General features: G+C 72.1%; 28 protein-coding genes, 2 tRNA genes and 1 riboswitch. Of the genes, 26 read left to right on the plus strand and 4 right to left on the minus strand.

All coding sequences use genetic code 11. The features are described 5' to 3' along the window. Positions 1 to 37: 37 nt before the first annotated feature. Entirely contained in the window at positions 38 to 661 is a 624-nt protein-coding gene (aztA, locus tag ACWGPF_RS07695; RefSeq protein ID WP_452332271.1) for a zinc ABC transporter ATP-binding protein AztA, read from the minus strand. Positions 662 to 716: 55 nt separating this feature from the next. On the opposite strand from aztA, the gene aztB reads away from it, so the two are divergent. The 9 genes from aztB (at position 717) to ACWGPF_RS07740 (ending at position 7,957) form a co-directional block, all read left to right on the plus strand. Continuing rightward, positions 717 to 1,643: a zinc ABC transporter permease AztB gene (aztB, locus tag ACWGPF_RS07700; protein WP_452332272.1), complete on the plus strand. Its 927-nt coding sequence runs from the start codon at positions 717 to 719 to the stop codon at positions 1,641 to 1,643. Between the two features lie 14 nt (positions 1,644 to 1,657). Next, on the plus strand, positions 1,658 to 2,863 hold the full coding sequence (locus ACWGPF_RS07705) for an ABC transporter (protein WP_452332273.1): 1,206 nt from the start codon (positions 1,658 to 1,660) through the stop codon (positions 2,861 to 2,863). Next, the gene (gene aztC / locus ACWGPF_RS07710; RefSeq protein WP_452332274.1) at positions 2,860 to 3,780 is read left to right on the plus strand and encodes a zinc ABC transporter substrate-binding protein AztC; all 921 of its coding nucleotides are present in this window, start codon (positions 2,860 to 2,862) and stop codon (positions 3,778 to 3,780) included. Before ACWGPF_RS07705 ends, aztC begins: the two co-directional genes overlap by 4 nt. A 24-nt stretch (positions 3,781 to 3,804) precedes the next feature. Beyond that, the gene (gene aztD / locus ACWGPF_RS07715; protein ID WP_452332275.1) at positions 3,805 to 5,022 is read left to right on the plus strand and encodes a zinc metallochaperone AztD; all 1,218 of its coding nucleotides are present in this window, start codon (positions 3,805 to 3,807) and stop codon (positions 5,020 to 5,022) included. Between the two features lie 96 nt (positions 5,023 to 5,118). Then, positions 5,119 to 5,192: transfer RNA gene (locus ACWGPF_RS07720), tRNA-Ile, on the plus strand. Between the two features lie 13 nt (positions 5,193 to 5,205). Next, positions 5,206 to 5,278: transfer RNA gene (locus ACWGPF_RS07725), tRNA-Ala, on the plus strand. Positions 5,279 to 5,683: 405 nt separating this feature from the next. Continuing rightward, the gene (locus ACWGPF_RS07730; protein ID WP_452332276.1) at positions 5,684 to 6,742 is read left to right on the plus strand and encodes a hypothetical protein; all 1,059 of its coding nucleotides are present in this window, start codon (positions 5,684 to 5,686) and stop codon (positions 6,740 to 6,742) included. Positions 6,743 to 6,970: 228 nt separating this feature from the next. Further along, on the plus strand, positions 6,971 to 7,432 hold the full coding sequence (locus ACWGPF_RS07735) for a hypothetical protein (RefSeq protein ID WP_452332277.1): 462 nt from the start codon (positions 6,971 to 6,973) through the stop codon (positions 7,430 to 7,432). A 51-nt stretch (positions 7,433 to 7,483) separates the two neighbouring features. After that, positions 7,484 to 7,957: a hypothetical protein gene (locus ACWGPF_RS07740; protein ID WP_452332278.1), complete on the plus strand. Its 474-nt coding sequence runs from the start codon at positions 7,484 to 7,486 to the stop codon at positions 7,955 to 7,957. Positions 7,958 to 7,991: 34 nt separating this feature from the next. On the opposite strand, the gene ACWGPF_RS07745 is transcribed toward ACWGPF_RS07740, so the two are convergent. Together ACWGPF_RS07745 and ACWGPF_RS07750 are read right to left on the minus strand one after the other, a co-directional pair. Continuing rightward, the gene (locus tag ACWGPF_RS07745) at positions 7,992 to 8,249 is read right to left on the minus strand and encodes a hypothetical protein (RefSeq protein ID WP_452332279.1); all 258 of its coding nucleotides are present in this window, start codon (positions 8,247 to 8,249) and stop codon (positions 7,992 to 7,994) included. 88 nt (positions 8,250 to 8,337) lie between these two features. Then, entirely contained in the window at positions 8,338 to 9,309 is a 972-nt protein-coding gene (locus ACWGPF_RS07750; protein WP_452332280.1) for a LacI family DNA-binding transcriptional regulator, read from the minus strand. A 107-nt stretch (positions 9,310 to 9,416) separates the two neighbouring features. Between ACWGPF_RS07750 and ACWGPF_RS07755 the strand changes: the two genes are divergently transcribed. Further along, positions 9,417 to 10,616, plus strand: a complete 1,200-nt coding sequence (locus tag ACWGPF_RS07755) for a Gfo/Idh/MocA family protein (protein WP_452332281.1) — start codon at positions 9,417 to 9,419, stop codon at positions 10,614 to 10,616. Further along, the gene (locus ACWGPF_RS07760; protein WP_452332282.1) at positions 10,613 to 11,626 is read left to right on the plus strand and encodes a sugar phosphate isomerase/epimerase family protein; all 1,014 of its coding nucleotides are present in this window, start codon (positions 10,613 to 10,615) and stop codon (positions 11,624 to 11,626) included. The genes ACWGPF_RS07755 and ACWGPF_RS07760 overlap by 4 nt, the downstream gene beginning before the upstream one ends. Before the next feature lie 43 nt (positions 11,627 to 11,669). Here the strand turns inward: ACWGPF_RS07760 and ACWGPF_RS07765 are convergent, their stop codons facing one another. Beyond that, complete coding sequence (locus tag ACWGPF_RS07765; RefSeq protein ID WP_452332283.1) at positions 11,670 to 12,227, minus strand: NUDIX hydrolase; 558 nt, start codon at positions 12,225 to 12,227, stop codon at positions 11,670 to 11,672. Between the two features lie 186 nt (positions 12,228 to 12,413). On the opposite strand from ACWGPF_RS07765, the gene ACWGPF_RS07770 reads away from it, so the two are divergent. The 15 genes from ACWGPF_RS07770 to aroQ all read left to right on the plus strand — a co-directional run bounded on the left by ACWGPF_RS07770 (position 12,414) and on the right by aroQ (position 25,999). Further along, a complete protein-coding gene (locus ACWGPF_RS07770; protein WP_452332284.1) occupies positions 12,414 to 13,163 on the plus strand; it encodes a Rossmann-like and DUF2520 domain-containing protein in 750 nt (249 codons plus the stop codon). Next, the gene (gene panC, locus ACWGPF_RS07775; RefSeq protein WP_452332285.1) at positions 13,160 to 14,011 is read left to right on the plus strand and encodes a pantoate--beta-alanine ligase; all 852 of its coding nucleotides are present in this window, start codon (positions 13,160 to 13,162) and stop codon (positions 14,009 to 14,011) included. The genes ACWGPF_RS07770 and panC overlap by 4 nt, the downstream gene beginning before the upstream one ends. Further along, on the plus strand, positions 14,011 to 14,400 hold the full coding sequence (gene panD / locus ACWGPF_RS07780; RefSeq protein ID WP_452332286.1) for an aspartate 1-decarboxylase: 390 nt from the start codon (positions 14,011 to 14,013) through the stop codon (positions 14,398 to 14,400). The genes panC and panD overlap by 1 nt, the downstream gene beginning before the upstream one ends. After that, complete coding sequence (gene panB / locus ACWGPF_RS07785) at positions 14,397 to 15,269, plus strand: 3-methyl-2-oxobutanoate hydroxymethyltransferase (protein ID WP_452332287.1); 873 nt, start codon at positions 14,397 to 14,399, stop codon at positions 15,267 to 15,269. The genes panD and panB overlap by 4 nt, the downstream gene beginning before the upstream one ends. A 49-nt stretch (positions 15,270 to 15,318) precedes the next feature. After that, positions 15,319 to 15,426: riboswitch (TPP riboswitch) on the plus strand. Next, positions 15,425 to 17,155 (plus strand): phosphomethylpyrimidine synthase ThiC, encoded by a 1,731-nt coding sequence (gene thiC / locus ACWGPF_RS07790; protein WP_452332288.1) that lies wholly within the window; start codon positions 15,425 to 15,427, stop codon positions 17,153 to 17,155. Its footprint overlaps the riboswitch before it by 2 nt. Beyond that, positions 17,142 to 18,419 (plus strand): glycine oxidase ThiO, encoded by a 1,278-nt coding sequence (gene thiO, locus ACWGPF_RS07795; protein WP_452332289.1) that lies wholly within the window; start codon positions 17,142 to 17,144, stop codon positions 18,417 to 18,419. The genes thiC and thiO overlap by 14 nt, the downstream gene beginning before the upstream one ends. Continuing rightward, positions 18,416 to 18,655 (plus strand): sulfur carrier protein ThiS, encoded by a 240-nt coding sequence (thiS, locus tag ACWGPF_RS07800; protein ID WP_452332290.1) that lies wholly within the window; start codon positions 18,416 to 18,418, stop codon positions 18,653 to 18,655. The genes thiO and thiS overlap by 4 nt, the downstream gene beginning before the upstream one ends. 1 nt (position 18,656) lies before the next feature. Continuing rightward, positions 18,657 to 19,448 carry a thiazole synthase gene (locus ACWGPF_RS07805; RefSeq protein ID WP_452332291.1) on the plus strand — a complete coding sequence of 264 codons (792 nt, stop codon included), beginning with the start codon at positions 18,657 to 18,659 and terminating at the stop codon, positions 19,446 to 19,448. Between the two features lie 148 nt (positions 19,449 to 19,596). Further along, positions 19,597 to 20,706, plus strand: coding sequence for a ThiF family adenylyltransferase (locus ACWGPF_RS07810; RefSeq protein WP_452332292.1), 1,110 nt, complete (start codon positions 19,597 to 19,599; stop codon positions 20,704 to 20,706). Positions 20,707 to 20,769: 63 nt separating this feature from the next. Continuing rightward, on the plus strand, positions 20,770 to 22,032 hold the full coding sequence (locus tag ACWGPF_RS07815) for a histidine kinase (protein ID WP_452332293.1): 1,263 nt from the start codon (positions 20,770 to 20,772) through the stop codon (positions 22,030 to 22,032). After that, entirely contained in the window at positions 22,020 to 22,697 is a 678-nt protein-coding gene (locus ACWGPF_RS07820; protein ID WP_452332294.1) for a response regulator, read from the plus strand. Before ACWGPF_RS07815 ends, ACWGPF_RS07820 begins: the two co-directional genes overlap by 13 nt. Then, a complete protein-coding gene (locus ACWGPF_RS07825; RefSeq protein WP_452332295.1) occupies positions 22,694 to 23,572 on the plus strand; it encodes a hypothetical protein in 879 nt (292 codons plus the stop codon). Before ACWGPF_RS07820 ends, ACWGPF_RS07825 begins: the two co-directional genes overlap by 4 nt. A 73-nt stretch (positions 23,573 to 23,645) precedes the next feature. After that, the gene (locus ACWGPF_RS07830; RefSeq protein WP_452332296.1) at positions 23,646 to 25,115 is read left to right on the plus strand and encodes a threonine/serine ThrE exporter family protein; all 1,470 of its coding nucleotides are present in this window, start codon (positions 23,646 to 23,648) and stop codon (positions 25,113 to 25,115) included. Positions 25,116 to 25,124: 9 nt separating this feature from the next. After that, complete coding sequence (locus tag ACWGPF_RS07835) at positions 25,125 to 25,544, plus strand: NUDIX hydrolase (protein ID WP_452332297.1); 420 nt, start codon at positions 25,125 to 25,127, stop codon at positions 25,542 to 25,544. A gap of 14 nt (positions 25,545 to 25,558) precedes the next feature. Beyond that, positions 25,559 to 25,999 carry a type II 3-dehydroquinate dehydratase gene (aroQ, locus tag ACWGPF_RS07840; protein ID WP_452332298.1) on the plus strand — a complete coding sequence of 147 codons (441 nt, stop codon included), beginning with the start codon at positions 25,559 to 25,561 and terminating at the stop codon, positions 25,997 to 25,999. The last annotated feature ends 34 nt before the right edge of the window (positions 26,000 to 26,033 follow it).

Raw genomic sequence — 26,033 nt, forward strand, 5'->3', positions numbered from 1 at the left:
CGGGATCCGCTCCCGGGGCCGGCTCTCTGCATCCCCGCTAGGCGACCAGCCGGCCGCTCTCGAGCCGGATGACGCGGTCGGCGGTGGCGATGGAGACCTCGTCGTGCGTGACGCACGCGACGGCGGCGCCTCGTGCCGCCTCCTCGGCGAGGATCTCCCGCGTGCGCTCCCTGCTGCGCGCGTCGAGTCCGGCCGCCGGCTCGTCGAGGAGCAGGATGGCGGGCCGCCGAACGATGCCCTGGGCCAGTAGCGCGCGCTGCCGCTGACCGCCGGAGAGCTCCGCGAACGGGCGGCGCTCGAGCCCGGACAGCTCGACCCGCGAGAGCGCGTCGGCGACCGCCGCGCGTCGCGCGCGCCTGGCCATCCGCCCGGCCCACGTGCCCATCGTGACGACCTCGGCGACCGTGAGCGGCAGGGCATCAGGGGCCTCGGGTCGCTGCACCACGAGTGCCAGATCGCCCTCGCGCGCAACGCTCCCGCTGCGCGGACGGCGCACACCTGCGAGCAGCTCGACGAGCGTCGACTTGCCCGATCCGTTCGCGCCGGCGACCGCGGCGACGGCACCGCGATCCAGGTGCACGGAGACGTCATGCAGCACGTCGGAGCCGTCGTAGGCGTAGCAGAGCGAGCGGGCGAGGACGGCGGGTCGGTGGGAGCGCATCCGCCCCACTATAGCAATTGATAATCGTTCTCATTTTGAGCTAGAGTCGGCGATCGTGTCCTGGCTCCTCGATCCCCTCCGCGCCGACTTCGTGCTGCGGGCGCTCCTCGGCGGCGCGCTCGTGGCCGTCATCTGCGGCGTCGTCGGAACGTGGGTGGTCATCCGCGGGATGGCCTTCCTCGGTGAGGCGATCGGGCACGGCATGCTGCCCGGCGTCGCTCTCGCGACCGTGCTGGGCGCCCCCGTGCTCATCGGCGCCGCGGTCTCGGCTGCCGTCATGAGCGGCGCGATCGGACTGCTGCAGCGGCGCGGCCGGCTGTCGTACGACACGAGCATCGGCCTGCTGTTCGTGGGGATGCTCTCGCTCGGCGTCATCATCGTGTCGCACTCGCGCAGCTTCGCCACCGATGCGACGGCGATGCTCTTCGGCGATGTGCTCGCGGTCGACACGGGCGACATCGTCGTGCTGGCGGGCGCGCTCGTCGTCACGATCGCGGTCGCCGTGTCGTTCCACCGCGCGTTCGTCGCGGCCGCGTTCGACCGGCGCATCGCCCGGACCCTCGGGCTCCGCCCGCAGGCGGCGCACGTCGCGCTCGTCGGGCTCGTGACCCTCGCCGTCGTCGCGTCGTACCAGGCGGTCGGATCGCTCCTCGTCGTCGGGCTGCTGCTCGCGCCGGCCGTGGCCGCGCGCCCGTGGACGACGCGGATCCCCGCCACCATGGCGCTCGCGTCGGCGGTCGGCGTGCTCGCCGTCGCCACGGGCCTGGTCGTGTCGTGGAACGCGGGGACGGCGGCGGGCGCGTCGATCGCGTGCGCCGCCATCCTCTTCGCCGGCGCGTCCGGCGTGCTCAGCGGGGTGCTCGACTCCGTGCGCCGCCGGCCCCACGGCCGGCAGGTGGGGGGAACCGACCGCCTCCTCGCCGCCGAGCCGGCCGGAACCACTCACCAGCGAGCCGTCGCGTCGTCGGCGGTGTCGCGATGACCCGGAAGGAATCCATGACCCCGCTCCGCTCGTCCGTCCTCCTGCTCGCCGCGGGTGCCGCAGCCGTGCTTCTCACGGGATGCGCCGCCGCGACGCCGGGCACGGCCGCGCCGACTCCGACGTCGGCTGCGGAGGGCGACGGCCACGGCGCGATCTCGGGAGCCGTCGAGGTGGCGGAGCCCCCTCTGCAGCTCGTCGCGGTCGACGACGCCGGCACCGTGGGCATCCTCGACCTGCTCGACGGGACGGCGGCGCCACTCGACGCGATCGGAGCGCCGCACGCGGTCGCCACCGACGGCCGGTACGTGTTCGCGACGACCGACGCCGGCGTCGAGATCGTCGACAGTGGCGTGTGGACGTGGGACCACGTCGACCACTTCCACTACTACCGGGCGACGCCGGCGGTGCTCGGCGCCGTGGAGGGGGCCGGGCCCGCCGTCGTCGCCACGGGACCGCTCTCGACCGCGGGGGCGACGGGCGTCTTCTTCTCCGGCTCGGGTGAGGCGGTCCTGCTCGACAACGCCGCCCTCGCCGACGGCGCGATCGTCGAGCTGTTCCGGCTCGAGACGGGCGCCGCATCGGGCGTCGTCGCGCCGATCGACGACGGGGCCGTCGTCGCGACGGACGACCGCGTCCGCGTCGTGACGTCGAATGGCGCGGACACGGGCGCCGAGACGTCGTGCCCCGACCCTTCCGGCAGCATCACGACGCGGGTGGGCCTCGTGATCGGATGCGCCGACGGGGCCGTGCTCGCGACAGAGGCGGATGGCGAGGTGGTGTTCGAGGACATCCCCCTGCCCGAGGGCATGGAGCGGCCGACCTCGTTCGACGGCAGGAAGGGCCGGCCGACGGTGGCGGGGCTCCTCCCCGGAACGGGCTACGCCCTCCTCGACACCCGGGAGCGGACGTGGCAGGTCGTCGAGACCGACCCCGACCTGGTGCGGGTGAGCGCCGTCGACGACGCGGACGGACACGTCGTCGCGCTCGACGCGTCGGGTCGCGTCAGGGTCTACGTCGACGGTGCCGAGATCGCCGCGACCGAGCCGCTCGTGGACGTCCTCGACGAGGGGGTCTCGCTCACGGTCGACGCGCAGCGCGCCTACGTCAACGCCCCCGGCGCGGGCGTCGTCCACGAGATCGCCTACGCCGACGGCGCGCGCGTCGCGCGCTCGCTCGAGACGCCCGTCGCCCCCGACTTCGTGGCGGAGGTCGGGCGATGAAGCGGATGGCGATGGTCGCGGCGGCGGTGCTCCTCGCGCTCACGGGGTGTGCGACCGACGCCGCGGCGGACGGGACGCCGCACGTCGTGGTGACGACGAACATCCTCGGCGACGTCGTGCAGGAGGTGGCGGGCGATGCGGTGGAGGTGACGACGCTCATGAAGCCCAACGCCGACCCTCACTCGTTCGAGATCTCCGCCCAGGAGGCGGCCCTCCTCCAGGAGGCCGACCTCGTCGTGTCGAACGGCCTCGGTCTCGAAGAGGGGCTGCAGCAGCACCTCGACCGTGCCGCGTCGGCGGGGGCGGACATGATCGTCGCTGGCGACGAGATCGACGCGCTCGCCTACTCGGAGGAGACGGCCGAAGGGGCGCCCGACCCGCACTTCTGGACGGACCCCGCGCGGATGGTCGACGTCGTCGACGCCCTCGAGGCCGCGCTCATCGAGATCGACGGCATCGACGTCGGCGCCGTGCGCGACGGCGCGGACGCCTACCGCGCGGAGCTCGCCGCGCTCGACGCGCAGATGACCGACGCGTTCGCGGCCATCCCCGCCGCCGAGCGTGCGCTCGTGACGAACCACCACGTGTTCGGATACCTCGCGGACCGTTTCGACTTCCGGGTCGTGGGTGCCGTCATCCCGGGTGGGACGACGCTCGCGGCGCCGAGCGCGGCCGACCTGCGCGATCTCGCCGAGGCGATCGACGACGCCGGCGTCGCCGCGATCTTCGCGGAGTCGTCACAGCCCGACCGCCTCGTGCAGGTGCTCGCGAGCGAGGTCGGCATCGACGTCGACGTCGTCGAGCTCTTCACGGAATCGCTCACGGAGCCCGGAGAGGGCGCCGACACCTACCTCGCGATGATGCGCGCGAACACCGAGCGCATCGCCCAGGGACTGACACCGGACCTCACGCACTGAGGGACATCCAAGGAAAGGGAAACGATGACACGACACACGCGCATCACGGCAGCAGCAGCCGCGCTCGCGGGGATCTCGCTCCTCGCGACGGCGTGCGCGAGCACGGCAGGCGAGGCGGCGCCCGAGGACGCCGCGGCCGAGGAGGTCACGGCGACGACGTCGCCGGAGGCCGCGACGGGCCGCGTCGCGGTGGCCTACGAGAACGGCATCGCGGTGCTCGACCCCGAGACCCTCGAGGTCGTGGCGGAGTTCGACTCCGAGGAGTTCACGCGCCTCAACCCGTTCGGCGACGGCCGCACCGTGGCCGTCACGACGTCGTCGGGCTTCCAGGTGCTCGACACCGCCGAGCCCGCGCTCACCGACCTCGTCTTCGACGCGACGACCCCCGGGCACGTCGTCATGCACCACGGCAAGACGGTGCTCTTCGACGACGGCACCGGCACCACGACCATCCTCGACACCGACGCGTTCGCGGACGGCTACGGCGCTCTGCCCGAGGGCGAGACGTACACGGCGGAGGCCGCGCACCACGGCGTCTCGATCGTGCTGGAGGACGGCACTCTGCTGACCACGGTGGGTGACGAGACCGGCCGGACGGGCGCCGTCGCGCTGCATGCGCACGACGACCACTGGGATGAGGCCGCGTCGAGCGACCAGTGCCCCGGCATCCACGGCGAGGGCACGGCGCAGGGCGAGGCGGTCGTGTTCGGCTGCGAGGACGGCGCGCTGCTGTACCAGGACGGCGCCTTCACGAAGCTCACGGCGCCCGACGCGTACGGCCGCATGGGCAACGCGTTCGTCTCGGACACGAGCCCGATCGTCGTCGGCGACTACAAGAACGACCCCGACGCCGAGGGGTACCTGCTGAACGCCGTCACGCTCATCGACACGGCGGCGGCCGCCTACGAGGTCGTCGACCTGCCGGACGAGGTGCAGTACACGTTCCGTGACGTGGCGCGCGGCCCCGGCGACCTCGCGTACATCCTCGCGACGGACGGGCAGATCCACGTGCTCGACCCGGAGACGGGCGAGCTGACCGACGCCTTCCCCGTCGTCGAGGCCTGGGAGGGCCCCGCCGAGTGGCAGGACGCGCACCCCGCGATCAAGGTCGACGGCGACATCGCCTACGTGACCGAGCCCGCCGCGAACACCGTGCACGCCGTCGACCTGACGACGGGTGAGACCGTGGCGAGCGTCGAGCTCGACCACACCCCGAACGAGCTCGCGGTCGCCCTGGGCTGACCCGGCGGCGACGCGCCCGGTGGGCCTGCGCCGATTGGCGTCGGCCCACCGGTTCGGGTATGCTCTTGCAGGTTGAGAACTTCGGTTCTCGCAGACGGGGCTATAGCTCAGGCGGTTAGAGCGCTTCACTGATAATGAAGAGGTCCCAGGTTCAAGTCCTGGTAGCCCCACTCTCCTCTTCTCGGGGCCTTAGCTCAGTTGGTAGAGCGCCTGCTTTGCAAGCAGGATGTCAGGAGTTCGAATCTCCTAGGCTCCACACTAAAAGCCAGGTCAGAGAAGTTTTCTGACCTGGCTTTCTCGTTGTCGCCTCGCGCGCCGTCCCGCTCGCGACCTCGCCGGTGTGAATTTCCGTGAGCGCTGGCCTGCGCCCGGCAGTAGCGATCGCGCTGGCTACGCGTGGAGATGAGCGTCCGCCACGACGACGGCTCGTACTCTGTCCTCTCGCGCAAGAGCACCTCAAAGAGTCGCTGGCACAGTTCGAGACCGCGTGGGCTGCATTCGAGGCTGGGACGAACGCCCGGCGCGACGAGAGCTCAGGGCGGTGATTGTCCGGCGACCCGCTTGCCGGGCCTCGGGAGGAGCAAGTTCGTGATTGAGGACGTGCCATATGCCGGTAGCTTGGATGAAGTCTCCAGTCACCCCGGGTAGCAGAGGAACCGAAATGACCGACCCAGCGCAGCCAGCTCAGCCGCAGCATCGCCCGGGGGACATCGTCAATGGATGGCTGCTCACAGAGGGCGGCCAGTGGGTCCCCGCGACGCCCCCGCCGGCGCCTACCGGAGGCGCTCAGCCCCTGCACGGTTCAGCCGTGCAACCGCCGGCATTCGGCAATGTGCCGGCAGCACCACCAGTCAAGCGTCGGCGAAAGTGGCCATGGATTGTGGCGGCTGTCGTGGTTGGTGCGCTGATCGTGGGGAACGTCGCCGATCAGCTGATCTCGTCGGCGATCACCACCGCTCGCGAGGAGGCCTCGAGCGATGAAGGCGCCGCCTCGTCGGGCGGCACCGCCTCGAGTGGGGAGGGAACTGCGGAGTCTGAGCAGGAGGAGTCCGCGGTCGTCGAAGAAGAGCCCGCCGAGTTCGCGATCGACCTGTCCGACTTCTCCGAGATCGATGCGGCCACATGGGATGCGATCGCAGCGGATGGCGAAAGCCATGTGGGCGAGTACGCGATCGTGTACGCGGAAGTGACCCAGTTCGATTCCAACACAGGTGACCAGGCTGTGCGCGCGAGTGTGGGCAGCAGTCAGCCCGGCGGCGAGTACGAGCTCGAGACGAACACGATCGTGAACGCGGAGGCCGATCTGCTCGATGGCGTGGTCGTGGGCGACGTCCTCAAAGTGCACGCGATCGTCGACGGAACGCTCGAGTACGACTCGACTTTCGGCGGCACGAACGTGGTGCCGTCGCTCACGGCCGTGGCGATCGAACGTGTGGGGTACAGGGACCTGTCAGCCGATGTCGTGCTCGGCGCGGCTGTTTGGAGCGGCTATGGCGGCGTCGATGTGCCCGTGACCATCACCAACTCGTCCACCGCCGCCATGGGCTACTCCGTCGAAATCGTTGCGGAGAGCCCGGACGGCGGTGTTCAGTATGACTCCAGCTACGCGTACGCCGATCATCTCCAGCCCGGCCAGGCGAGCACCAATGAGGCATCGTTCTACGACATCCCCGGAGACGCTGTATTCCGCGTCGTGGAAGTCACCCGCAACGCGGAGTAGCGTCGCGCTGACGTCGCTCAAAGACACGGATACCAACGCCTTATCGTGCCTGCAAACAACCACGACAGCCTTGACCTGCCTTCGCAGGACGAAGTAATGCGGTCCCGGAGCTGGAGATGGTCTTGCTGTCCGTCATGCGGCTCATGCTATCCGCGGCGCCGACGTTCGCCGGCCCCGCCGGTGAGCGCGTTGTCGGCGCGCGTCGGCGATGGCCGTTACGCTCACGGCATGACCCTGCCCGACCCGGTTTCCGCTGTCGATCATCCGTCAGATTCAAAGGCGCAGCGAGACGCTGAGGTGGTCATCCTCGCCTCTCTCAGCGAGCAGATCGCTGTCCCTCTGTCGAAGGCGTCCATTCCGACCGGGAACGGCGGCCGCGTCGAGATCGATGGCGCAAGCGACGACCTCAGCGTGCTCGTGGAGGTCTACGCGCGGCAAGGAACGCTCGCCGGCGCGCAGCCCAAGAAGCTCGCGACCGACGCACTCAAGCTCACGTGGATTGGCGCGCACGTTGGGGCGAAGCGCCTCATCCTCGCCGTGGCCGACGCGCGCGTCGAGGCATACTTGCGCAGACCGACGGCTTGGCTGACGCAGGCGCTGATCGATCTGGGTGTGGAGGTCATCCGAGTCGAGGTCGGCGAGGCGACGGCCGAGGCGCTCCACCGTGCACAGCAGACCCAGTACCGCTGATTCAGCTCAGTCGACTCTGCGCCGACGCACGGTAACGACCGCACTCAACATATGACCAGCGCACGCGAGCAGTGGGGACGCCTCCTCGAAGAGATCGCGAACGTCGAACGAGGAAGCGCCGAGCAGCCCATCGTTCAGGCAATCGACCTGAGTCACGAGATTCCGAAGTTGAGGCTGTTCGACGGCCGAACCATCGACGTCACGCCCTCCGCGTCGCGGGACGAGATCGCCCACGCGATAGGCGGGTCCCTCATCGCCAATACAGATGACGCGTTCGCGCCCGATCGCTACGCGGTGAACCTGTGGTGGGCGGAGCTGCTGTACGACCTCGGTGGTTTTGCCGACAATCTCGCAGGGATGGTCCCCGACGCGCGCGTCGAGAGAGTCGAGCGCGCTGGCAAGCGAGCGGTCATCCACGGCCGCGGACCTGCGGGAACCGCGGCGCTCGAAGTCCGCCTGGACACCCCGCACCCGCCGACCGATCTCGCAACAGATCTCGCACCGCTCCTCGCGAGGCGCGCCTGAACGCCGCGGCGCCGTCGGAAGGGGCCCGCCTGCGTCAGCTCCAGCGGGCGAGGACGGTCCAGCGGTCGTGCTCGTCGACGGCGAGGTCCATGACCTCGCAGCTGCCGTCTTCGCGTCGAGCGGTCAGTCGCCATCCCTCGCCGCCCGGGCGCCCGTCGACGCGCGGCGCCGTGCCGAGACGTGTCGGGCGATCGGCGACGCGGTACCGCTCGCCGCCGAGCACGAGCCGCAGCGGGCGGCCATCCTCCGCGCACCAGACGACGGCCGGGACGGGTGCGGGTGCGGTGCGCATGAGACCTCCTCGAGAGAACGGATATTCGCCAGAGTAGGTGTGACCACCGACATCACATCGACCATCCATTCGACCGAAGAGGCTTCCGTCACACCGCCCGCGTCGTCCCCCGGTCGATCAGCGCGGGCTGCACGAGAACGTGCTGCGGAGGCGCCTGCGGGTCGTCGATGCGGGCGAGCACGGCGCGCGCCGTCGCCTCGCCGACCTCGCGGCTGCGGTCGTCGATCGTGGTGAACGACAGATAACGGCTGTTCGCGAGCGGCGAGTCGTCGTACCCCACGACCGAGACGTCGTCGCGCACGCGCAGGCCGCGATCGCGGAGCGCCGCGGCCGCGCCGAGCGCCATGATGTCGTTGGAGGCGAACAGCGCCGTCACGTCGGGATGGCGCTCGAGCAGCTCGTGCGCGGCACGGTAGCCGCCCTCCTCGGTCGTCTCGACATCGCGACCGGCGACGATCGGCTCGAGCCCGCCTCGCTGCATCTCCTCGGAGTACGCGTCACGACGCAACGTCGCCGATCCCCCGAGCCCCGTCAGGTGTCCGATCCGGTGGTGCCCGAGGTCCCTCAGGTGCCGCGTCGCCATCCGCGCCCCCACCGCGTCGTCGTTCGCGATCGTGTCGGCGCCGGGGATGGACGATGCTCGGCCCCCGACGAGCGCCGTCGGAACCGGGATGCCCCGGGCCGCGTCGTCGGGCTCGGCCGCGACGACGATCGCCTCGGCGTGCGTCGCGATGAACCCGTCGACCGCGTGCGCATCGCGGCGCAGATCGGCGACCGACACCTGATAGCCGCGCTCGTCCAGGACGTCGCGGAGCCCGTCGAGCAGGTCGACGAACCACAGGTTGCGGAAGTCGTCGATGACCAGCCCGACGCTGCGCGTGCGCACCCCCGCGAGCGCCGTCGCCGCGCGACTCGGTCGGTAGTCGAGCTCGCGGATGGCCGTCTCGATCGCCGCGCGGCTCTCGGCCCCCACCCTCGGCGAGCCGCGCAGCACGAGCGACACGAGCGACTTCGAGACGCCGGCGCGCTGCGCGACGTCATAGATGGTGGGCCTCGCCACAGAGAACCTCCTCGACACCCTTTGACAGGACATATGGTCCTGTCCTATCGTACCTGTTGTAGCGCTCCAACGCTTGTCACAGCCCCCGTCTCGAAGGAGAGAGCCCGATGCCCGCATCACTCGGAGTCGCCGTCATCGGCGCCGGAATGGCGGGGCGCGCCCACGCCGCCGCCTACCGCACCGCCCCCACCGTCTACGCCTCCACGCTGCCCGACATCCGTCTCGTCTCGATCGGCGACGTCAGCCCCGAGTTCGGCTCGCTCGCCGCCCGGCGCTTCGGCTACGAGCGCAACGACACCTCGTGGCAGGCGATCGCCGAGGCCGACGACATCGACGTCGTGAGCGTCGTCGTCGCCAACCACCTCCACCGCGAGATCGTCGAGGGGCTCCTCGCCGCCGGCAAGCACGTGCTGTGCGAGAAGCCGCTCAGCGACGGCATCGACGACGCCATCGCGATGGCCGATGCTGCGCGCGCCGCGACGAGCATCGCGCGCATCGGGTTCACCTACCGCCGTTCGCCCGGCATCGCCTACATCCGCGATCTCGTGCGCTCGGGCGTGCTCGGCCGCGTGCTGCACGTGAGCGGCCGCTACTGGACCGACTACGCGGCCGATCCGCACATCCCGATCAGCTGGCGCTTCAAGGGCGCGCAGGGATCGGGCGCGCTCGCCGACGTCGGCAGCCACCTCGCCTACATCGCCGAGTTCATCGGCGGCGACATCGCCGAGGTGTCGGGCGGGCGCTTCGCCACCGTCATCCCCGAGCGCCCGAAGCCGCTGGGCGCCGTCATCGGCCACGAGCACGGCGCCGTCTCCGACGAGATCGACACGGTCGAGAACGACGACTACGCGGCGTTCTCGTTCTCGTTCGCGGATGGCGGCGCCGGGGCCGTCGAGGTCTCGCGCGTGGCCTCGGGGCACGCGAACTCCCTCATCCTCGAGGTGTTCGGCGAGAAGGGGTCCGCGACGTTCGACTTCCGCACGCCCACCGAGATCGGGCTCACCCTCAACGAGGGCCCCGCCGCGCAGCGCGGCTTCCGCCGCGTGCTCCTCGGCCCCGACCACCCCTACATCCGCGGCGGCCTCGCGATGGACGCGACCACGGTCGGCTTCGGCCAGAACGAGGGCTTCGTCTACCAGGCACGCGCGTTCCTCGAGGAGGTCGCCGGGCTCCCCGAGGAGACCTCGCTGCCGCGTTGCGCCTCCTTCGACGAGGGCGTCCACAACATGCGGCTCCTCGGTGCCGTCGCCGAATCGGCCGCGCGTGGCGGCGCATCCGTCTCGATCCGCCAGGAGGTCTCGGCATGAAGCTCGGCGTCTACAACGCGATCCTCCACGACCGCACCCTGCCCGAGGCCATCCGCGTCGTCGCCGACCTCGGCCTCACGGGGATCGAGCTGAACTCGGGCGGCTTCCTGCCCGCCACCCACATCCCGACGTTCGACGACATCCTCGTCTCGGATGCGGCCCGAGACGACTTCCTCGGCCAGTTCGAGGGCACGGGGGTCGAGATCGCCGGACTCAACGCCAACGGCAACCCCCTCCATGCCAAGGCCGGCATCCGCGAGAAGCACGCCGAGGACATCCGTCGGTCCATCCGCCTCGCCGCGCGCCTCGGCCAGACGCGCCTCGTGACGATGTCGGGCCTCCCGGGATCGGACGCGACGGCGAAGTACCCGAACTGGATCGTCAACGCCTGGAACTCGGCGCACCTCGACGTGCTCGACTACCAATGGGGCGTGGCGGCCGACTTCTGGCGCGAGACCGACCGCCTCGCCGCCGACCACGGCGTGAAAGTCGCCCTCGAGCTGCATCCGCAGAACGTCGTCTTCAACACGCGCGACGTCCGCCGCCTCATCGAGCTCACGCGCGCGACCCACGTGGGCGTCGAGCTCGACGCGTCGCACCTCTTCTGGCAGCAGATGGATCCCGTGGCCGTCGTGCGCGAGCTCGGCGACCTCGTCTTCCACGCCGCCGCGAAGGACGTGCGCGTGAACCCCGAGACGGCCAAGCTGCACGGCGTGCTCGACAACGGGTTCCGCCGCCTCGACCCCTCCGAGCCGCGCACGAGCCTGGGCGGCGACGAGTGGGTGAACGAGTGGCCGAAGCCGGCCGCGTGGGACTTCGTGGCGCTCGGGAAGGGCCACGACACGGCGTACTGGACCGAGTTCCTCCGGGCGCTGCACGACGTCGACCCCGACATGCGCGTCAACATCGAGCACGAGGACGTCGAGCTCGGGCGCATCGAGGGGCTGGAGGTCGCCGCGCGCGTGCTGATCGACGCCGACCGCGCCCTGCAGGAGTCGCTCGCAGCCTGACACGCGCTCCGGCCCCGGATGGCGTCGTCGACGGACGGCGGCGTCAGTCCCGGGGCCGGTACGCGGCGCGCACGCGCGCGAGCCGCTCCTCGAACGCGTGCGGAAGCGGCGACGGGAGCGCATCGAGGGGCCACCAGCGCAGGTCGTCCGACTCGTCGCTGATCCGCAGCTCCGCGCCCTCGCGAGAGATCGTCGCCGCCAGGCCCACGTCGAGGTGCGAGGCGCAGCGGCCGAAGCGCGCGCTCAGCGCGTGGTGGTCGAGGTCGACCACCCTCAGGTCGTCGACGAGGTCGCCCCCGATGCCGGTCTCCTCGGCGAGCTCCCGCAGGGCCGCGCCGGCGATCGACGCGTCACCCGGCTCGAGGTGGCCGCCCGGCTGCACCCAGAAGCGTCCCTTGCCGTGCAGGCAGAGCAGGATGTGCGAGGCGTCGCGGTCGAAGAGGAAGAGACTCGCGGTCAGGTGGCTCGGAGGGCCGCCGCGTTCGAGGGCGGCCGTGCCGTGTTCGGCGAGCGCCGAGACGAAGTCGCCGTGATCGGGAGACGACGCACCCGCCATAGCGACGGCGTCATGAGCGGAGGCGAGGAGGGCGTCGGCAGTCATCCTCCGAGGGTCTCACGTCGCCAGCATCGACAGATGCTGACGAAATCAGGATGATCAGTTCAAGTCGCCCAATGTGCCTGAAACGCGCAGTCTCGCGCCCTCGAGATCGTGCACATTGGCACCTGATTTTGCCGTCCCTGCTCGGAAGGCGGATACTCATGACGCGCTCGACCGCGCAACCCCGCCATGAGCATCCTCCGCACCCCTTCCCATCCACCCGCGTCCGTCGCCGTCGTCGGCCGCGGACGCCTCGGCGTCGTCCTCGCGCGCGCGCTCCGCGAAGCGGGGATCGAGGTGCTCGGCCCGACCGGGCGCGGCGAGCCGGTCGGCGACGCGGACGTCGTGCTGCTGTGCGTTCCGGACAGCGGGATCGCCTCCGCCGCCCGGAATCTGCGCGGGCACCGCGGTCTCATCGGCCACACCTCCGGAGCGACGCCGCTCGATGACGTCGACCTCGGCGTGCATCCGCTGCAGACGTTCACGGGTTCCGAGGGTCCCTCGGTGTTCCACGGCATCGCCTGCGCTGTCGCCGGCCGCGACGACGACGCCCTCGCCGCCGCCACGGGCATCGCGGAGCTCCTCGGCGCCCGACCCGTCGCGATCGACGACGCTCGGCGCGCCGGGTACCACGCGGCGGCGTGCATCGCCTCGAACTTCCTCGTCACGCTGCAGGACACGGCCGAGCGCGTCGCCGTCTCCACCGGGATCGACGCGCCGACGGCGCGCGCGATGCTCGCCCCGCTCGTGCGGCAGACGGTCGAGAACTGGGCGGCGCTCGGACCCGCCGCGGCGCTCACGGGGCCCATCGCGCGCGGCGACTCCGGCACCGTCGCACGTCAGCGTGAAGCCGTGGCCGAGATCCCCGACCTGCTGCCGCTGTTCGACGAGCTGTGCGCGCGCACGGCCGATCTGTCCCAGAGGAAGGACGTCGCATGATCATCCTGCGCACGATCGCGGAGGTGAGGGATGCCGTCGCCGGTGCCCGGAAGGACGGCCGCAGCATCGGCCTCGTCCCCACCATGGGGGCATTCCATGAAGGGCATCTGTCGCTCATGCGCCGTGCGCGCGGGGTCGACGGCTTCGTCATCGTCTCGCTCTTCGTCAACCCGACGCAGTTCGGCGCGAACGAGGATCTCGGCGCGTATCCCCGCGACGAGGCCCGAGACGCCGCGCTCGCCGAGACCGAGGGCGTCGACGTGCTCTTCGCCCCGCCCGTCGACGAGGTGTATCCCGACGGATTCGCCACGACCATCCATGTCGCGGGCGTCACCGATGTGCTGTGCGGGGCCTCACGCGGGCCGCATCACTTCGACGGCGTCGCGACCGTCGTCGCGAAGCTCTTCGGCATCGTCGCGCCCGACACGGCGTACTTCGGGCAGAAGGACGCCCAGCAGGTGCTCGTCGTACGGCGCCTCGTGCGCGACCTCGACATCCCCGTGCGCATCGAGGCGTGCCCCATCGTGCGGGAGGACGACGGGCTCGCCCTCAGCTCGCGGAACGTCTACCTCGACGCCGAGTCGCGCGCGCGGGCCACGGCGCTGAACCGCGCGCTCGCAGCGGCGGACGACGCCGCGCAGCGCGGCGAGCGGGATGCCGGCGCCCTCGTCGCGACGGCCCTCGCGGTGCTCAGCGAGGCGGGGATCGTGCCCGACTACCTCGAGCTGCGCGACGCCGCCGACCTGCGCCCGCTCGACGCTCTCGAGGGTGACGCGCTGCTCGCCGTCGCCGCCCGGGTCGGCGCCGCGCGCCTCATCGACAACCGCATCCTGAGGGGAGGCGCCTGATGCGCCGCACCATGCTGAAGTCCAAGATCCACCGCGCCACCATCACGGCCAGCGATCTGCACTACGTCGGCTCCATCACGGTCGACCCCGACCTGCTCGAGGCGGCCGACATCCTCGAGCACGAGCAGGTGCACGTCGTCGACGTCGACAACGGCGCGCGCTTCGAGACCTACACGATCGCGGGAGAGCGCGGCTCCGGTGTCATGCAGGTCAACGGCGCGGCCGCGCGGCTCGTCCACACGGGCGACACGATCATCGTCATCTCGTACGGCGAGTACGACGAGGCCGACCTGGAGTCCTACGAGCCCGTCGTCGTCCACGTCGATCGCGGCAACGGCATCATCGCGGTGGACGACGCCGTCGCGCGTCTGCTCACGGAGGCGGTGTGAGCACGCGCCCCGATCAGGCGCGTCGCCGCACGGGCATCGGCGACCTCACGGCGAAGAAGGCGGCCGGCGAGCCGATCGTCATGGTCACGGCGTATGACCATCCGAGTGCTCAGGTCGCCGACGCCGCGGGCGTCGACGTCGTGCTCGTGGGCGACTCCGCGGCGATGACGGTGCTCGGCTACGACAGCACGGTGCCCGTGACGGTCGACGAGATGATCATGCTCGCGCGCGCCGTCCGACGGGGGCTCGACGGGCCGCTGCTGGTCGTCGACCTGCCGTTCGGCTCGTACGAGGCCTCCGACGAGGCGGCCGTGGCGACGGCGCTGCGGTTCGTGAAGGAGACCGGGTGCGACGCCGTCAAGATCGAGCGCGGCGGCAGCTCGGTCGACAGGGCGCGCGCCATCGTGCGGGCGGGCGTGCCCGTCATGGGCCACGTCGGTCTCACCCCGCAGACGGCCACGGCGCTCGGCGGCTACCGTGCCCAGGGGCGCACGGCGGAGGAGGCGCTGGCCGTGTGCGAGGGAGCGCTCGCGCTGCAGGAGGCGGGATGCTTCGCGATCGTCTTCGAGGCCATCCCGAGCGACGTCGCCGCCGCCATCATGCCGCGCGTGCACGTGCCGGTCATCGGCATCGGCGCAGGTCCCGCCGTCGACGGACAGGTGCTCGTCTTCCATGACCTTCTCGGGATATACGGAGGTCGCGCCGCCCGCTTCGTCAAGCGCTACGACGACCTCCGCGGGCGCATGATCGCGGGCGTCGCCGCGTACGCGGACGATGTCCGGTCGTCCGAATACCCCGGACCCGAACACGGCTACTCCATTCCCGAGACGGAATACGTGCGGCTGCGCACCCTCCTCGACGCTCTCTGATCCGCTTCCCGCCGCCGACTTGCGCCCGGTCGGGCCCCTGCTACTCTGATCCGGTCCACACGGGAGTCCCAGCAGGGGCTGAGAACGGGCTGACGCTGCCCGCGACCGTCGAACCTGTACGGGTCATGCCGGCGTAGGAAGTAGGAGCAGCTCTTTTGCGCACCCTGGAAGCGACGCACTCGCTCGCGTATCTGCACGACGACGAGCACGGGATCCGGGTGCCTGTCACCCGCATCGCCCTCGAGCCATCCCCCAACGGCGAGGTCAACCCGCCGTTCATGGCCTACCGGACGCAGGGGCCCGGTGGCGACCCGGTGCGCGGCATCGAGCGCCTGCGCGAGCGGTGGATCTCCGTGCGCGGTGACACCGAGACGTACGACGGACGCCCTCGCGATCTGCACGACGACGGCCGCTCGGCCGCGCGCAGGGGAGCGGCGTCCGAGGAATGGCGAGGTGACGCGCACCGCCCCCGCCGTGCGCGCCCCGGGCGCATCGTCACGCAGATGCACTATGCGCGCCGCGGGATCGTCACGGACGAGATGCGCTTCGTGGCGCTGCGGGAGGGATGCGACGTCGAGCTCGTGCGCTCGGAGCTCGCAGCCGGGCGCGCGATCATCCCGCTCAACGTCAACCATCCCGAGGCCGAGCCGATGATCATCGGCCGCGCGTTCCTCGTGAAGGTGAATGCCAACATCGGCAACTCCGCGGTCACGAGCTCGATCGCCGAAGAGGTCGACAAGCTGACGTGGGCGACGACGTGGGGCGCCGACACCGTCATGGACCTGTCGACGGGCGACGACATCCACACGACGCGCGAGTGGATCATCCGCAACGCCCCCGTGCCCATCGGCACCGTGCCCATCTACCAGGCGCTCGAGAAGGTCGACGGGCAGGCGCACCGACTCACCTGGGAGGTCTTCCGCGACACCGTCATCGAGCAGTGCGAGCAGGGCGTCGATTACATGACGATCCACGCCGGCGTCCTGCTGCGGTACGTGCCGCTCACGGCCGAGCGCGTCACGGGAATCGTCTCGCGCGGCGGCTCGATCATGGCGGGGTGGTGTCTCGCGCACCACGAGGAAAACTTCCTCTACACGCACTTCGACGAGCTGTGCGAGATCTTCGCCCGCTACGACGTCGCGTTCTCGCTGGGCGACGGGCTGCGGCCCGGTTCGACCGCCGACGCGAACGACGCGGCGCAGTTCGCGGAGCTCGACACTCTCGCCGAGCTCACGCACCGCGCGTGGGAGCACGACGTGCAGGTGATGGTGGAGGGTCCGGGCCACGTGCCGCTGCATCTCGTGCGCGAGAACGTGGAGCGGCAGCAGGAGCTCTGCTCGGGCGCCCCGTTCTACACCCTCGGCCCGCTCGTGACCGACGTCGCCCCCGGGTACGACCACATCACGTCGGCCATCGGAGCGACCGAGATCGCGCGGTGGGGGACGGCGATGCTCTGCTACGTCACGCCCAAGGAGCACCTCGGCCTGCCCGACCGCGACGATGTGAAGACGGGCGTCATCACGTACAAGATCGCCGCGCACGCCGCCGACCTCGCGAAGGGCCATCCCGGCGCGCGCGAGCGCGACGACGCGCTCTCGAAGGCTCGATTCGAGTTCCGCTGGCGCGACCAGTTCGCGCTCTCGCTCGACCCCGACACGGCGGAGGAGTTCCACGACGAGACGCTCCCCGCGGAGCCGGCGAAGACCGCGCACTTCTGCTCCATGTGCGGGCCGAAGTTCTGCTCCATGCGCATCTCGCAGGACATCCGCGACCGCTTCGGCGGAGCCGAGGAGCAGCAGGCGATCGCCGCCATGCGCCGCAAATCGCAGGAGTTCGCGGCGGCCGGGTCGACGGTGTACCTCGCCGAGCCCCGTGTGCACGGCTGACTCCCGGGAGGGCGCCGGGCACGAGGACGCGAGGGCGGCCGGGCGGGCGGGCGATGCCGGCGCCGTCGCCGACGTGATCGTCATCGGCGCGGGCGTCGTCGGCACCGCCATCGCGGCGGAGTGCGCCCGCTCGGGGCGCTCCGTGCGGCTCGTCGACCCGGATCCGGGCGGCGGCGCGACGTATGCCGCTGCCGGCATGCTGAGCCCCGTGGGTGAGTTCGAGCCGAGCGAGCCGGCCATCCTGCCGTTGCTGATCGAGGCCGCCCGGCGGTATCCCGCCTTCGTCGACGCGCAACCCGGCGGGGCAGCGGCGTGCGGGTACGCGCGGCACGCGACGCTGCTCGTCGGGGTCGATGCCGCCGACCGCGCACGCCTGTCGGCGCTGCTCGCGTCGCCGGCGGCCGCGCCGTTGCACGCCGAGCGGATGGCCGTGCAGGCGGCCCGTCGGGTCGAGCCCCTGCTGGCACCCGGCATCGCGTGCGCCTACACGGCGCCCGACGACCATCGCGTCGATCCGCGCGCGCTCACGTCCGCGCTGCGCGCCGCGCTGCCGGCGGGCGCGGTCATCCGGCGCGCGGTGCGGGCGCTGCGCCGCGGCCGCTCGGGCGCCGCCTGCGGCGTCGTCCTCGACGACGGCACCGCCCTCGCGGCCGCCGAGGTGGTGCTGGCGACGGGGCTCGACACGACGGGTCTCCTCCCATCCGGCATCGTCCCGTCAGGCGTCGTCCGACCGGTGCACGGCGACATCCTGCGTCTGCGAGGGGCGGGGCGCGGGGCCGTGGCGCAGACCATCCGCGCGTCGGTGCGCGGACGGCCGGTCTACCTCGTCCCGCGTTCCGATGGCGATCTCGTGGTGGGGGCGACACAGCGCGAAGACGGCGACGACGACGTCTCGGCGGGAGGGGTCCTCGCACTCCTGCGCGATGCGGCGGAGGTCGTCCCCACGATCGAGGACCACCGCTTCGTCGAGGCGACCGCCCGTGCGAGGCCGGCGACCCCCGATCATCTGCCGCTCGTCGGGCGGATCGACGACGGCCTCGTCGTCGCGACGGGCACCTACCGGAACGGCGTGCTGCTCGCCCCGCTCCTCGCGGCGCTCGTCAGGGACGAGCTCGACGGCGCGCGTGCGCACCCCCTCGCGGCGCTGCTCGACCCCGCTCGTTTCGCCCGAAGCCGCTTCACCCGAAGCCCCTTCACCCCCGCGCGCGTCGGCCGTGAGCGCCGCGCTCCCGTCCCCCTCCCGTTCGAAGGAGCACCTGCATGATCGAGATCACCGCCAACGGCAGTACCCTGCGTGTCGCGTCGGGCTCGGCCGTCGACGCCGTCGTCGAGGCGCTCACGGGCCGCCGGCTCGACGCGGACGGCGCACCCCTCGACGGCGCCCCGCTCGGCGTCGCCGTCGCCGTCGACGGCGGCGTCGTCCCTCGCGCGGCGTGGTCGTCCCGCCTCCTCGTCGCCGGTGCGCGCGTCGAGGTGCTGACCGCGGCGCAGGGAGGCTGACGTGGATGCGCTCGTCGTCGACGGGGTCGCCCTCGGCTCCCGGCTCATCCTCGGCACCGGCGGGGCGCCGAGCCTCGAGGTGCTGGGCGACGCGCTCGACGCCTCGGGCACAGAGCTCACCACCGTGGCCGTGCGCCGCTTCGGCGCGTCGGGAGCCGACGCCGCCGGCTCGCTGTACGCGATGCTGCGCGAGCGCGGCATCCGCCTGCTGCCCAACACCGCGGGCTGCCGCACGGCGCGCGAGGCCGTCCTCACGGCGGAGCTCGCGCGCGAGGCGTTCGGCACGCACTGGATCAAGCTCGAGGTCGTCGCGGACGACGAGACGCTGCTGCCCGACCCCGTCGAGCTGCTGGACGCGGCGGAACGGCTCGTCGCCGAGGGGTTCGCCGTCTTCGCCTACACGGGCGACGACCCCGTGACGGCCCTGCGACTCGAGCAGCTCGGGGTCGCCGCGGTGATGCCGCTCGGCGCGCCGATCGGCACGGGCCTCGGCATCCTCAATCCCCACAGCATCGAGCTCATCGTCGATCGCGCATCGGTGCCGGTGGTCCTCGACGCCGGCATCGGCACGGCCTCCGACGCGGCGTTCGCCATGGAACTGGGGTGTGACGCCGTCCTACTCGCGACGGCCGTCACACGCGCGCACGACCCCGTGCGGATGGCCGCGGCCTTCCGGCACGCCGTCGTCGCCGGACGGCTCGCGGCGAGCGCGGGGCGCATCCCTCGCCGTCGGCTCGCACGCGCGTCGTCGGACGCGGCCGGGATGCCCGAGTTCGCGGCGGCCGGGGCATGAGCACATCCGAGTGCCGAACGGCCATCCGTTCTCGCGCAATCCGCTGTCTTCTCGGCAAACGGATATCCCTTTGCCGAGAGGACACGGGAATGGTCGCAATCAGGTGTGGGCTGGGCGATCGGATGGCCGTTCGAGAGGGGGACGCGGGATGAGCCTGCCCGCCCTCGTCGCGGCCGGGCCCGCCCTCACCGCGGCGCAGCGTGAACGCTATGCCCGGCAGACGATGCTGCCGGGGATGGGCGAGGAGGCGCAGCGGCGGCTCCTCGCCGCGCGCGTGCTCGTCGTGGGGGCGGGGGGCCTGGGCGCCCCGGCCCTGCTCGGCCTCGCCGCCGCCGGCGTCGGCACGCTCGGCATCGTCGACGCCGACACCGTGGAGGTGTCGAACCTGCAGCGCCAGCTGCTCCACGGCGTCCGCGACATCGGCCGCCTCAAGGTCGACTCGGCGCGCGAGGGGATCCACGCGATCGATCCCGCCGTGGTCGTCGAGACGCACGCGGAGCGGCTCACCGCGGCGAACGCCGCCGCCATGCTCGCCCGCTACGACCTCGTCGTCGACGGCTCCGACAACTTCGCCACGCGCCTCCTCGTCGACGACGAGGCAGCGCGCGCGGGCATCCCCGTCGTCTGGGGCTCCGTGCTCCGGTACGAGGGGCAGGTGAGCGTGTTCTGGGGCGCCCGCGGCGTGAGGTTCCGCGACCTCTACCCCGACGTCCCCGACGGCGCGCCCGACTGTGCGACGGCCGGCGTGCTCGGCCCGCTGTGCGCGCTCGTGGGTGCGCAGCTCGCTGCCGAGGCGATCAAGCTCGTCACGGGGGTCGGGCGGACCCTGCTCGGCAGGGTCGTCGTGGTCGACGCGCTCACGGCGGGATGGCGGGAGGTCTCCCTGCGCGCGGAGGAGCCGGCGCCCTCTCCCTCGCTCGTGACCGCCGCCGCGTTGCGCGCCGCGCTCGATTCCGCGCGCCCGCCCCTCGTGATCGACGTGCGCGCGCCCTCCGAACCGGGAGCCGTGCCGACAGCGGTGCGCTGGGAGCTCGACGCCATCGAGGCGGGGGAGGGCGAGCCGTCCGCCGTCGCGGACGCGCTCGCCGCGGGGCGCGAGATCGTCGTCCACTGCGCGGCGGGCATCCGCTCGGCGACGGCCGCCGGCATCCTCGCCCGTCGGCACCCCGGGCATCCGATCGGATCGCTCGCGGGGGGCATCGCAGCGTGGAACGCGCTGCACGACGCCTCGAGGGCGGGGTGCGCGGTTTCGGGATAACCCGAACCACGCCTCCGGAATCCCCCGCTGTCCGTCGGACGCCCCCGCCCTAGCGTGGAGGACATGACCGCACAGCTCACCGCGCCGACGCCCGTCCGGACGTCGTCGCCGCTCCGCGTCGCCGGGGCCGTCGTCCATCTCGCGGCGCTCGGCTTCCTCGGCGCCCTCGCCTTCTCGGCCCTCGCCGGCCTCCTCGGCTTCGGCGTCGGCCTGCTCTTCGTCCTCGGGTTCGGCCTCGTCCTGCTCGTCGGCTTCGTCTACGCGCTGTTCGGCGTCGCGTGGCTCGAGACGGCCCGCGTCGAGGGCCTGTACGGGTTCGGGATCCCCCCGCTGCGCTGGCGCGAGCGCGTCGCCCCCGGCTTCGGCGGATGGCTCCGCACGCTTCTGCGGCAGGTGATCGACGGCCGCCAGTGGCGCGCGATCGCGAACCTCGCGATCGCGACCCTCCTCGGCGCCATCGTCATCGCGCTCTTCCGCGCCGCCGTCTGGAGCGTCGTGCTCGCGTTCGCGCCGCTCTTCGCCGACGACACCGTGCGCGGCTTCCTCGGCCTCGAGATCGCCGTCGCCTGGGCGCCCGTCGCCGGAGTCGTCGGCCTCATCGTCTCGCTCGCCGGCATCGTCGGTCTCGCGCTCCTGCACGGCGTGCTGAGCCGCGCCATCGTCGTGCCGTCCCGCGAGGAGCAGCTGGTCGCGCAGGTACGTACCTCCGACGCGCAGCGCGCCGGCGCCGTGCGGGCATCCGAGGTGGAGCGCACGCGCATCGAGCGCGACCTCCACGACGGCGTCCAGCCCCGCCTCGTGTCGGTGGGCATGACGCTCGGCCTCGCGCAGCAGAAGATCGACAGCGATCCTGCCGCGGCGAAGGCGCTCGTCGCGGAGGCGCACACCTCCACGAAGGCCGCGATCACCGAGCTCCGCCAGCTGGCCCGCGGCATCCACGCGTCTGTCCTCGACGACCGCGGTCTCGACGCCGCCCTGTCGGCCCTCGCCGGCCGCTCCCACATCCCCGTGCACCTCGACGTGCGGATCGACGGCCGGTGCAGTCGAGAGGCGGAGGCCGCCGTGTACTTCGCCATCGCCGAGTCGCTCACGAACGCCGCGAAGCACTCGCGTGCCGCGGAGTGCCGGGTCGTCGTCCGCCGGCGCGACGACGGCAGCCTGTGGGCGCGCGTCGAGGACAACGGCGTCGGCGGTGCCCGCGTCATCCCCGGCGGCGGCCTCGACGGCATCTCCAACCGCATCCTGTCGGCGGGCGGGACCGTCCGCCTCGACAGCCCGAACGGCGGCCCGACCGCCCTGGAGGTGAGCGTCCCGTGCGCATCCTGATCTGCGAGGACTCCGTCCTCCTCCGCGAGGGCCTCGTGCGCCTCCTCGAGGACGCCGGGCACGAGATCGCCGCAGCGCTCCCCGATGCCGGCGAGCTCGCCGATACGGTCGCGGCCGAGCGCCCAGACCTGTGCATCCTCGACGTGCGCCTCCCTCCCACCTTCACCGACGAGGGCATCCGTGCGGCGCTCGACCTGCGCCGCGCGCATCCCGAGCTCGCGGTGCTCGTGCTCTCGCAGTACGTCGAGGAGCGCTATGCGAGCGACCTCATCGCCGCGCAGGGCGCCGCGCTCGGCTACCTGCTGAAGGACCGCGTCGCCGACGTCGCCGACTTCCTCGAGTCGGTCGATCGCATCGCCCAGGGTGCGACCGTGCTCGACCCCGAGGTCGTCGCACAGCTGCTGAGCCGGCGCATCCGCGACGAGCGCATGACGCGGCTCACCGAGCGCGAGCGCCAGACGCTCGCACTCATCGCGGAGGGCAAGTCGAACCACGCGATCGCCGCGGTGCTGTTCGTCTCCGAGGCGAGCGTCGAGAAGTACGTCACCGCCATCTTCCAGAAGCTCGGCCTCGAGCCGGACGAATCGGGCAACCGCCGCGTGCTCGCGGCCCTCGCCCACATCGAGAACGCCGGCGGCTCGCCGCAGACAGGAACGACACGATGAGCACTCCCACCCCGCAGAACATCCCTCCCCGTCCGCCGGCTCCGCCGCAGCAGGCCGCGCCGCAGCAGCCCGCGTCGTCGGCGCCGAAGGCCGTCGCGATCGTCACGGCCGTCGTCGGCGGCCTCGCCCTGCTGGGCACCGCCGCCGGCATCGGCGTCTCGGCGATCGTGGGAGGATCCGCCTCCGACGACGTGCAGACCGCCGACGTCTCCGGCGTCACGGCCCTCGAGATCGACTCGACGGCCTCGTCGTTCTCGATCGTCTACGGCGACGTCGACGACGCCGTGCTCGAGGTCGTCGATTCCCAGGGCGGATGGCGCCTCGCGCGCGACGAGGACGAGCTGCGCGTCGAGCGCCGCGACTTCGGAGGGTGGTGGCTCGGCGGCGACTGGTTCGACGGCGACGTCTTCGAGTCGGACGAGACGGTCGTGCTCACGCTGCCCGAGCGGCTGCGCGACGCGGGTCTCGACGCCGACCTGCGGCTGTCGAGCGGGTCCCTCTCCGCCGATGGCGTGTTCGGCGAGGTCGACGTCGAGGTGGCGGCCGGCTTCCTCAGCCTGCAGGGGGCCGCGCGCGCCGTCGACGTCGACCTGAGCGCCGGGCGGGCCGAGGTGGCGCTCGCCGATGTGCGCGAGGCCGACCTCCGCGTCGCCGCCGGCCGCCTCGACGCCGAGCTGACGGGCGATGCCCCATCCGAGGTGTCGGTCGAGGTGAGCGCCGGCCACCTCGACCTCGTCCTCCCCGCCGCCTCGTACGCGGTCGAGTCGGAGGTCACCGCCGGCACGTTCGACAACGGCCTCGAGGAGTCGTCCTCCTCTCCCCGCGAGGTGTCGGTCGCCGTCACCGCCGGCGAGGCGCGCCTGCGCAGCGAGTAGCGCAGACGGCCGAGCGATGGCGGGCTCCGGGTGCCGCACCCACCCGGAGCCCGCCATCGGCGAGGATGGATCCATGGTGCAGGACCGGAGACGGCGGGTGATCGAGAGCGTCCGGCGGGCGGTGTGGTCGGATCCCGCCACGGCGGCGCCGACCGAGCTGCTCGCCGTCGTCGACGACGCCATGGCGGTGCGCATCATCGACCTCGCCATGCGCATCGCGGAGGTCATGCTCTCGGTCGGCGCCTCCGCGAAGGAGGTCGTCCTCGCGGCGCTGCGCATCACGCGCGCGTACGGCTTGAAGAGCGTGCACGTGGACGTGACGTACAACTCCGTGACGGTGTCCGACCACCGCGGGGGGGACGACCGGCCCATCACGCTCATGCAGGTGGTGCGGTCGGCCGTGCCCGACCATGCGAAGCTGCAGCGGCTGCAGGCGCTCGTCACCGAGATCGAGGAGGGCCTCGAGCTCTCCGACGCCCGGGCGCGGTTCCGGGCCATCCGCCGCACGCCGTTCCTCTACCAGCCGAGCGTCGTCGTGTTCGTCCAGGCGCTGCTCGCGGTCGGCGTCGGCCTCATGTTCGGCGCGTCCTGGACCATCCTCGCCGTGACGTTCGTCGCCGCGCTCGGCGTGGCGGGCGCGCAGCTCGGGCTCGCACGGCTGAGGGTCCCCATGTTCTTCAGCCAGATCGTCGGCGCGTTCGTGCTCACGGCGATCACGGTCGCGACGGCGCTGCTCGGGCGCATCGGCGTGCAGGCCTTCGCCGACGTGCGCCCCACCATCGTCGTGTCCTCCGGCATCGTCCTCATGCTCGCGGGGCTCGCCGTCGTGGGCGCCGCGCAGGACGCGATCGACGGCTTCGCCCTGACGGCAGGAGGGCGCATCCTCGAGCTCACCCTGCAGACGCTCGGCGTCGTTCTCGGCATCGTCGTCGGCCTGCAGCTCTCGACGGCGCTGGGCGTGGGGATGGACCTGCCGAGCGAGGCGCTCCCGTTCGGCACGCTCGCGGGGCAGATCTCCGGCGCGGTCATCGTCGCCGTGACGGTCGCCGTCATGAACGGGGCGGGGCTGCGGATCATCCTCGTGAGCGCCGGCCTCGGCTTCATCGCGTGGATCGGCTACGCCGTGCCGGCGCAGGCCGGGGTCGACGCCGCCTCCGCGAGCTTCGTGGGGGCGTTCGCGGCGAGCCTCGTGGGCGGTCTCATCGCGCAGCCGCTGCGGGTGCCGTCCGTCGCCGTCACGACCGCGGCGATCGTGCCGCTCGTGCCGGGTTCGGCGCTGTTCCGGGGGCTCCTGGGGATGGTGGAGGCGGGAGGCGACACGGGCGAGCTCATCGTCGCGACCCAGGGTCTCGTGTCGGCGGCCATGATCGGCGTCGCGCTCGCCGCGGGGGCGACCCTCGGCCTGTTCGTCGGCTCCCCGCTGCGCACGACGCTCGGCGGCGTGCGGATGCGCGTGCGCACGACGGCGCGCCCGCGCGCGGCGGCGGGCACGGGCGTCCTCGTGCCCGTGCCGCCCCGTGGCGACGACGGCTCCGGTCACTAGGCTGACGTCATGGACCTGCGAGTCGCCGCCTACGCCGTCATCGTCGACGGCGACGAGCGCGTGCTGCTGTCGCGCTGGATCGAGGGCGCGAAGCCTGCCTGGACGCTTCCCGGCGGCGGCATGGATCCCGGCGAGCACCCCGAGCGCACGTGCCGACGCGAGGTGAAGGAGGAGACCGGCTACGACGTCGCGGTCGGCGAGATCCTCGGCGTCGACTCGATCGTCATCCCGGCGCGCCGCCGCCTCTCCGGAACGGGCGACCAGCAGGGCCTGCGCATCGTGTACCGCGCCGAGATCACGGGCGGTTCGCTCGCCTACGAGATCGACGGCTCCACCGACATGGCCGAATGGATCCCCCTCTCCCGGGTGCGGTCGATCGAGCGGGTCTCGCTCGTCGACGTCGCCCTGCGGATGGCGGGGCTCGCGTGACCGGAAGGACCATCGTGAACGACCGCATCCTGCTCGTCAACGGGCCGAACCTCAATCTGCTCGGCACCCGCGAGCCCGAGATCTACGGCTCCGACACCCTCGACGACGTCGTCGCGCTCGTCGAGGGCGCGGCGGCCGCCCGCGGGTTCGCCGTGCGCGCCGTGCAGAGCAATCACGAGGGCGTGCTCATCGATGCCATCCACGCCGCGCGCGCCGACTGCGATGCCGTCGTCATCAACCCGGGGGCGTTCACTCACACTTCGGTCGCCCTGCGCGACGCCCTGACGGGCGTGCACCTGCCGTTCGCCGAGGTGCACATCTCGAACGTGCACGCGCGCGAGCCGTTCCGGCACCACTCGTACCTGTCCGATGTCGCGAGCTGCGTCATCGTGGGCGCGGGCGTGCAGGGATACGGCTTCGCGGTCGACCGCCTGGCGACGATCCTCGGGCGCTGATCCTCGGGCGCGGGTTCCTGGCCGGTCGGCCGTC

The sequence above is a fragment of the Microbacterium sp. NPDC055683 genome, assembly GCF_053617895.1.

Coding starts and splice junctions, on each gene's coding strand:
- aztA (WP_452332271.1), bottom strand. CDS start 661: ATGCGCTCCCACCGACCCGCCGTCCTCGCCCGCTCGCTCTGCTACGCC.
- ACWGPF_RS07705 (WP_452332273.1), top strand. CDS start 1,658: ATGACCCCGCTCCGCTCGTCCGTCCTCCTGCTCGCCGCGGGTGCCGCA.
- aztC (WP_452332274.1), top strand. CDS start 2,860: ATGAAGCGGATGGCGATGGTCGCGGCGGCGGTGCTCCTCGCGCTCACG.
- aztD (WP_452332275.1), top strand. CDS start 3,805: ATGACACGACACACGCGCATCACGGCAGCAGCAGCCGCGCTCGCGGGG.
- ACWGPF_RS07730 (WP_452332276.1), top strand. CDS start 5,684: ATGACCGACCCAGCGCAGCCAGCTCAGCCGCAGCATCGCCCGGGGGAC.
- ACWGPF_RS07735 (WP_452332277.1), top strand. CDS start 6,971: ATGACCCTGCCCGACCCGGTTTCCGCTGTCGATCATCCGTCAGATTCA.
- ACWGPF_RS07740 (WP_452332278.1), top strand. CDS start 7,484: ATGACCAGCGCACGCGAGCAGTGGGGACGCCTCCTCGAAGAGATCGCG.
- ACWGPF_RS07745 (WP_452332279.1), bottom strand. CDS start 8,249: ATGCGCACCGCACCCGCACCCGTCCCGGCCGTCGTCTGGTGCGCGGAG.
- ACWGPF_RS07755 (WP_452332281.1), top strand. CDS start 9,417: ATGCCCGCATCACTCGGAGTCGCCGTCATCGGCGCCGGAATGGCGGGG.
- ACWGPF_RS07760 (WP_452332282.1), top strand. CDS start 10,613: ATGAAGCTCGGCGTCTACAACGCGATCCTCCACGACCGCACCCTGCCC.
- ACWGPF_RS07765 (WP_452332283.1), bottom strand. CDS start 12,227: ATGACTGCCGACGCCCTCCTCGCCTCCGCTCATGACGCCGTCGCTATG.
- ACWGPF_RS07770 (WP_452332284.1), top strand. CDS start 12,414: ATGAGCATCCTCCGCACCCCTTCCCATCCACCCGCGTCCGTCGCCGTC.
- panC (WP_452332285.1), top strand. CDS start 13,160: ATGATCATCCTGCGCACGATCGCGGAGGTGAGGGATGCCGTCGCCGGT.
- panD (WP_452332286.1), top strand. CDS start 14,011: ATGCGCCGCACCATGCTGAAGTCCAAGATCCACCGCGCCACCATCACG.
- thiS (WP_452332290.1), top strand. CDS start 18,416: ATGATCGAGATCACCGCCAACGGCAGTACCCTGCGTGTCGCGTCGGGC.
- ACWGPF_RS07810 (WP_452332292.1), top strand. CDS start 19,597: ATGAGCCTGCCCGCCCTCGTCGCGGCCGGGCCCGCCCTCACCGCGGCG.
- ACWGPF_RS07815 (WP_452332293.1), top strand. CDS start 20,770: ATGACCGCACAGCTCACCGCGCCGACGCCCGTCCGGACGTCGTCGCCG.
- ACWGPF_RS07825 (WP_452332295.1), top strand. CDS start 22,694: ATGAGCACTCCCACCCCGCAGAACATCCCTCCCCGTCCGCCGGCTCCG.
- ACWGPF_RS07830 (WP_452332296.1), top strand. CDS start 23,646: ATGGTGCAGGACCGGAGACGGCGGGTGATCGAGAGCGTCCGGCGGGCG.
- ACWGPF_RS07835 (WP_452332297.1), top strand. CDS start 25,125: ATGGACCTGCGAGTCGCCGCCTACGCCGTCATCGTCGACGGCGACGAG.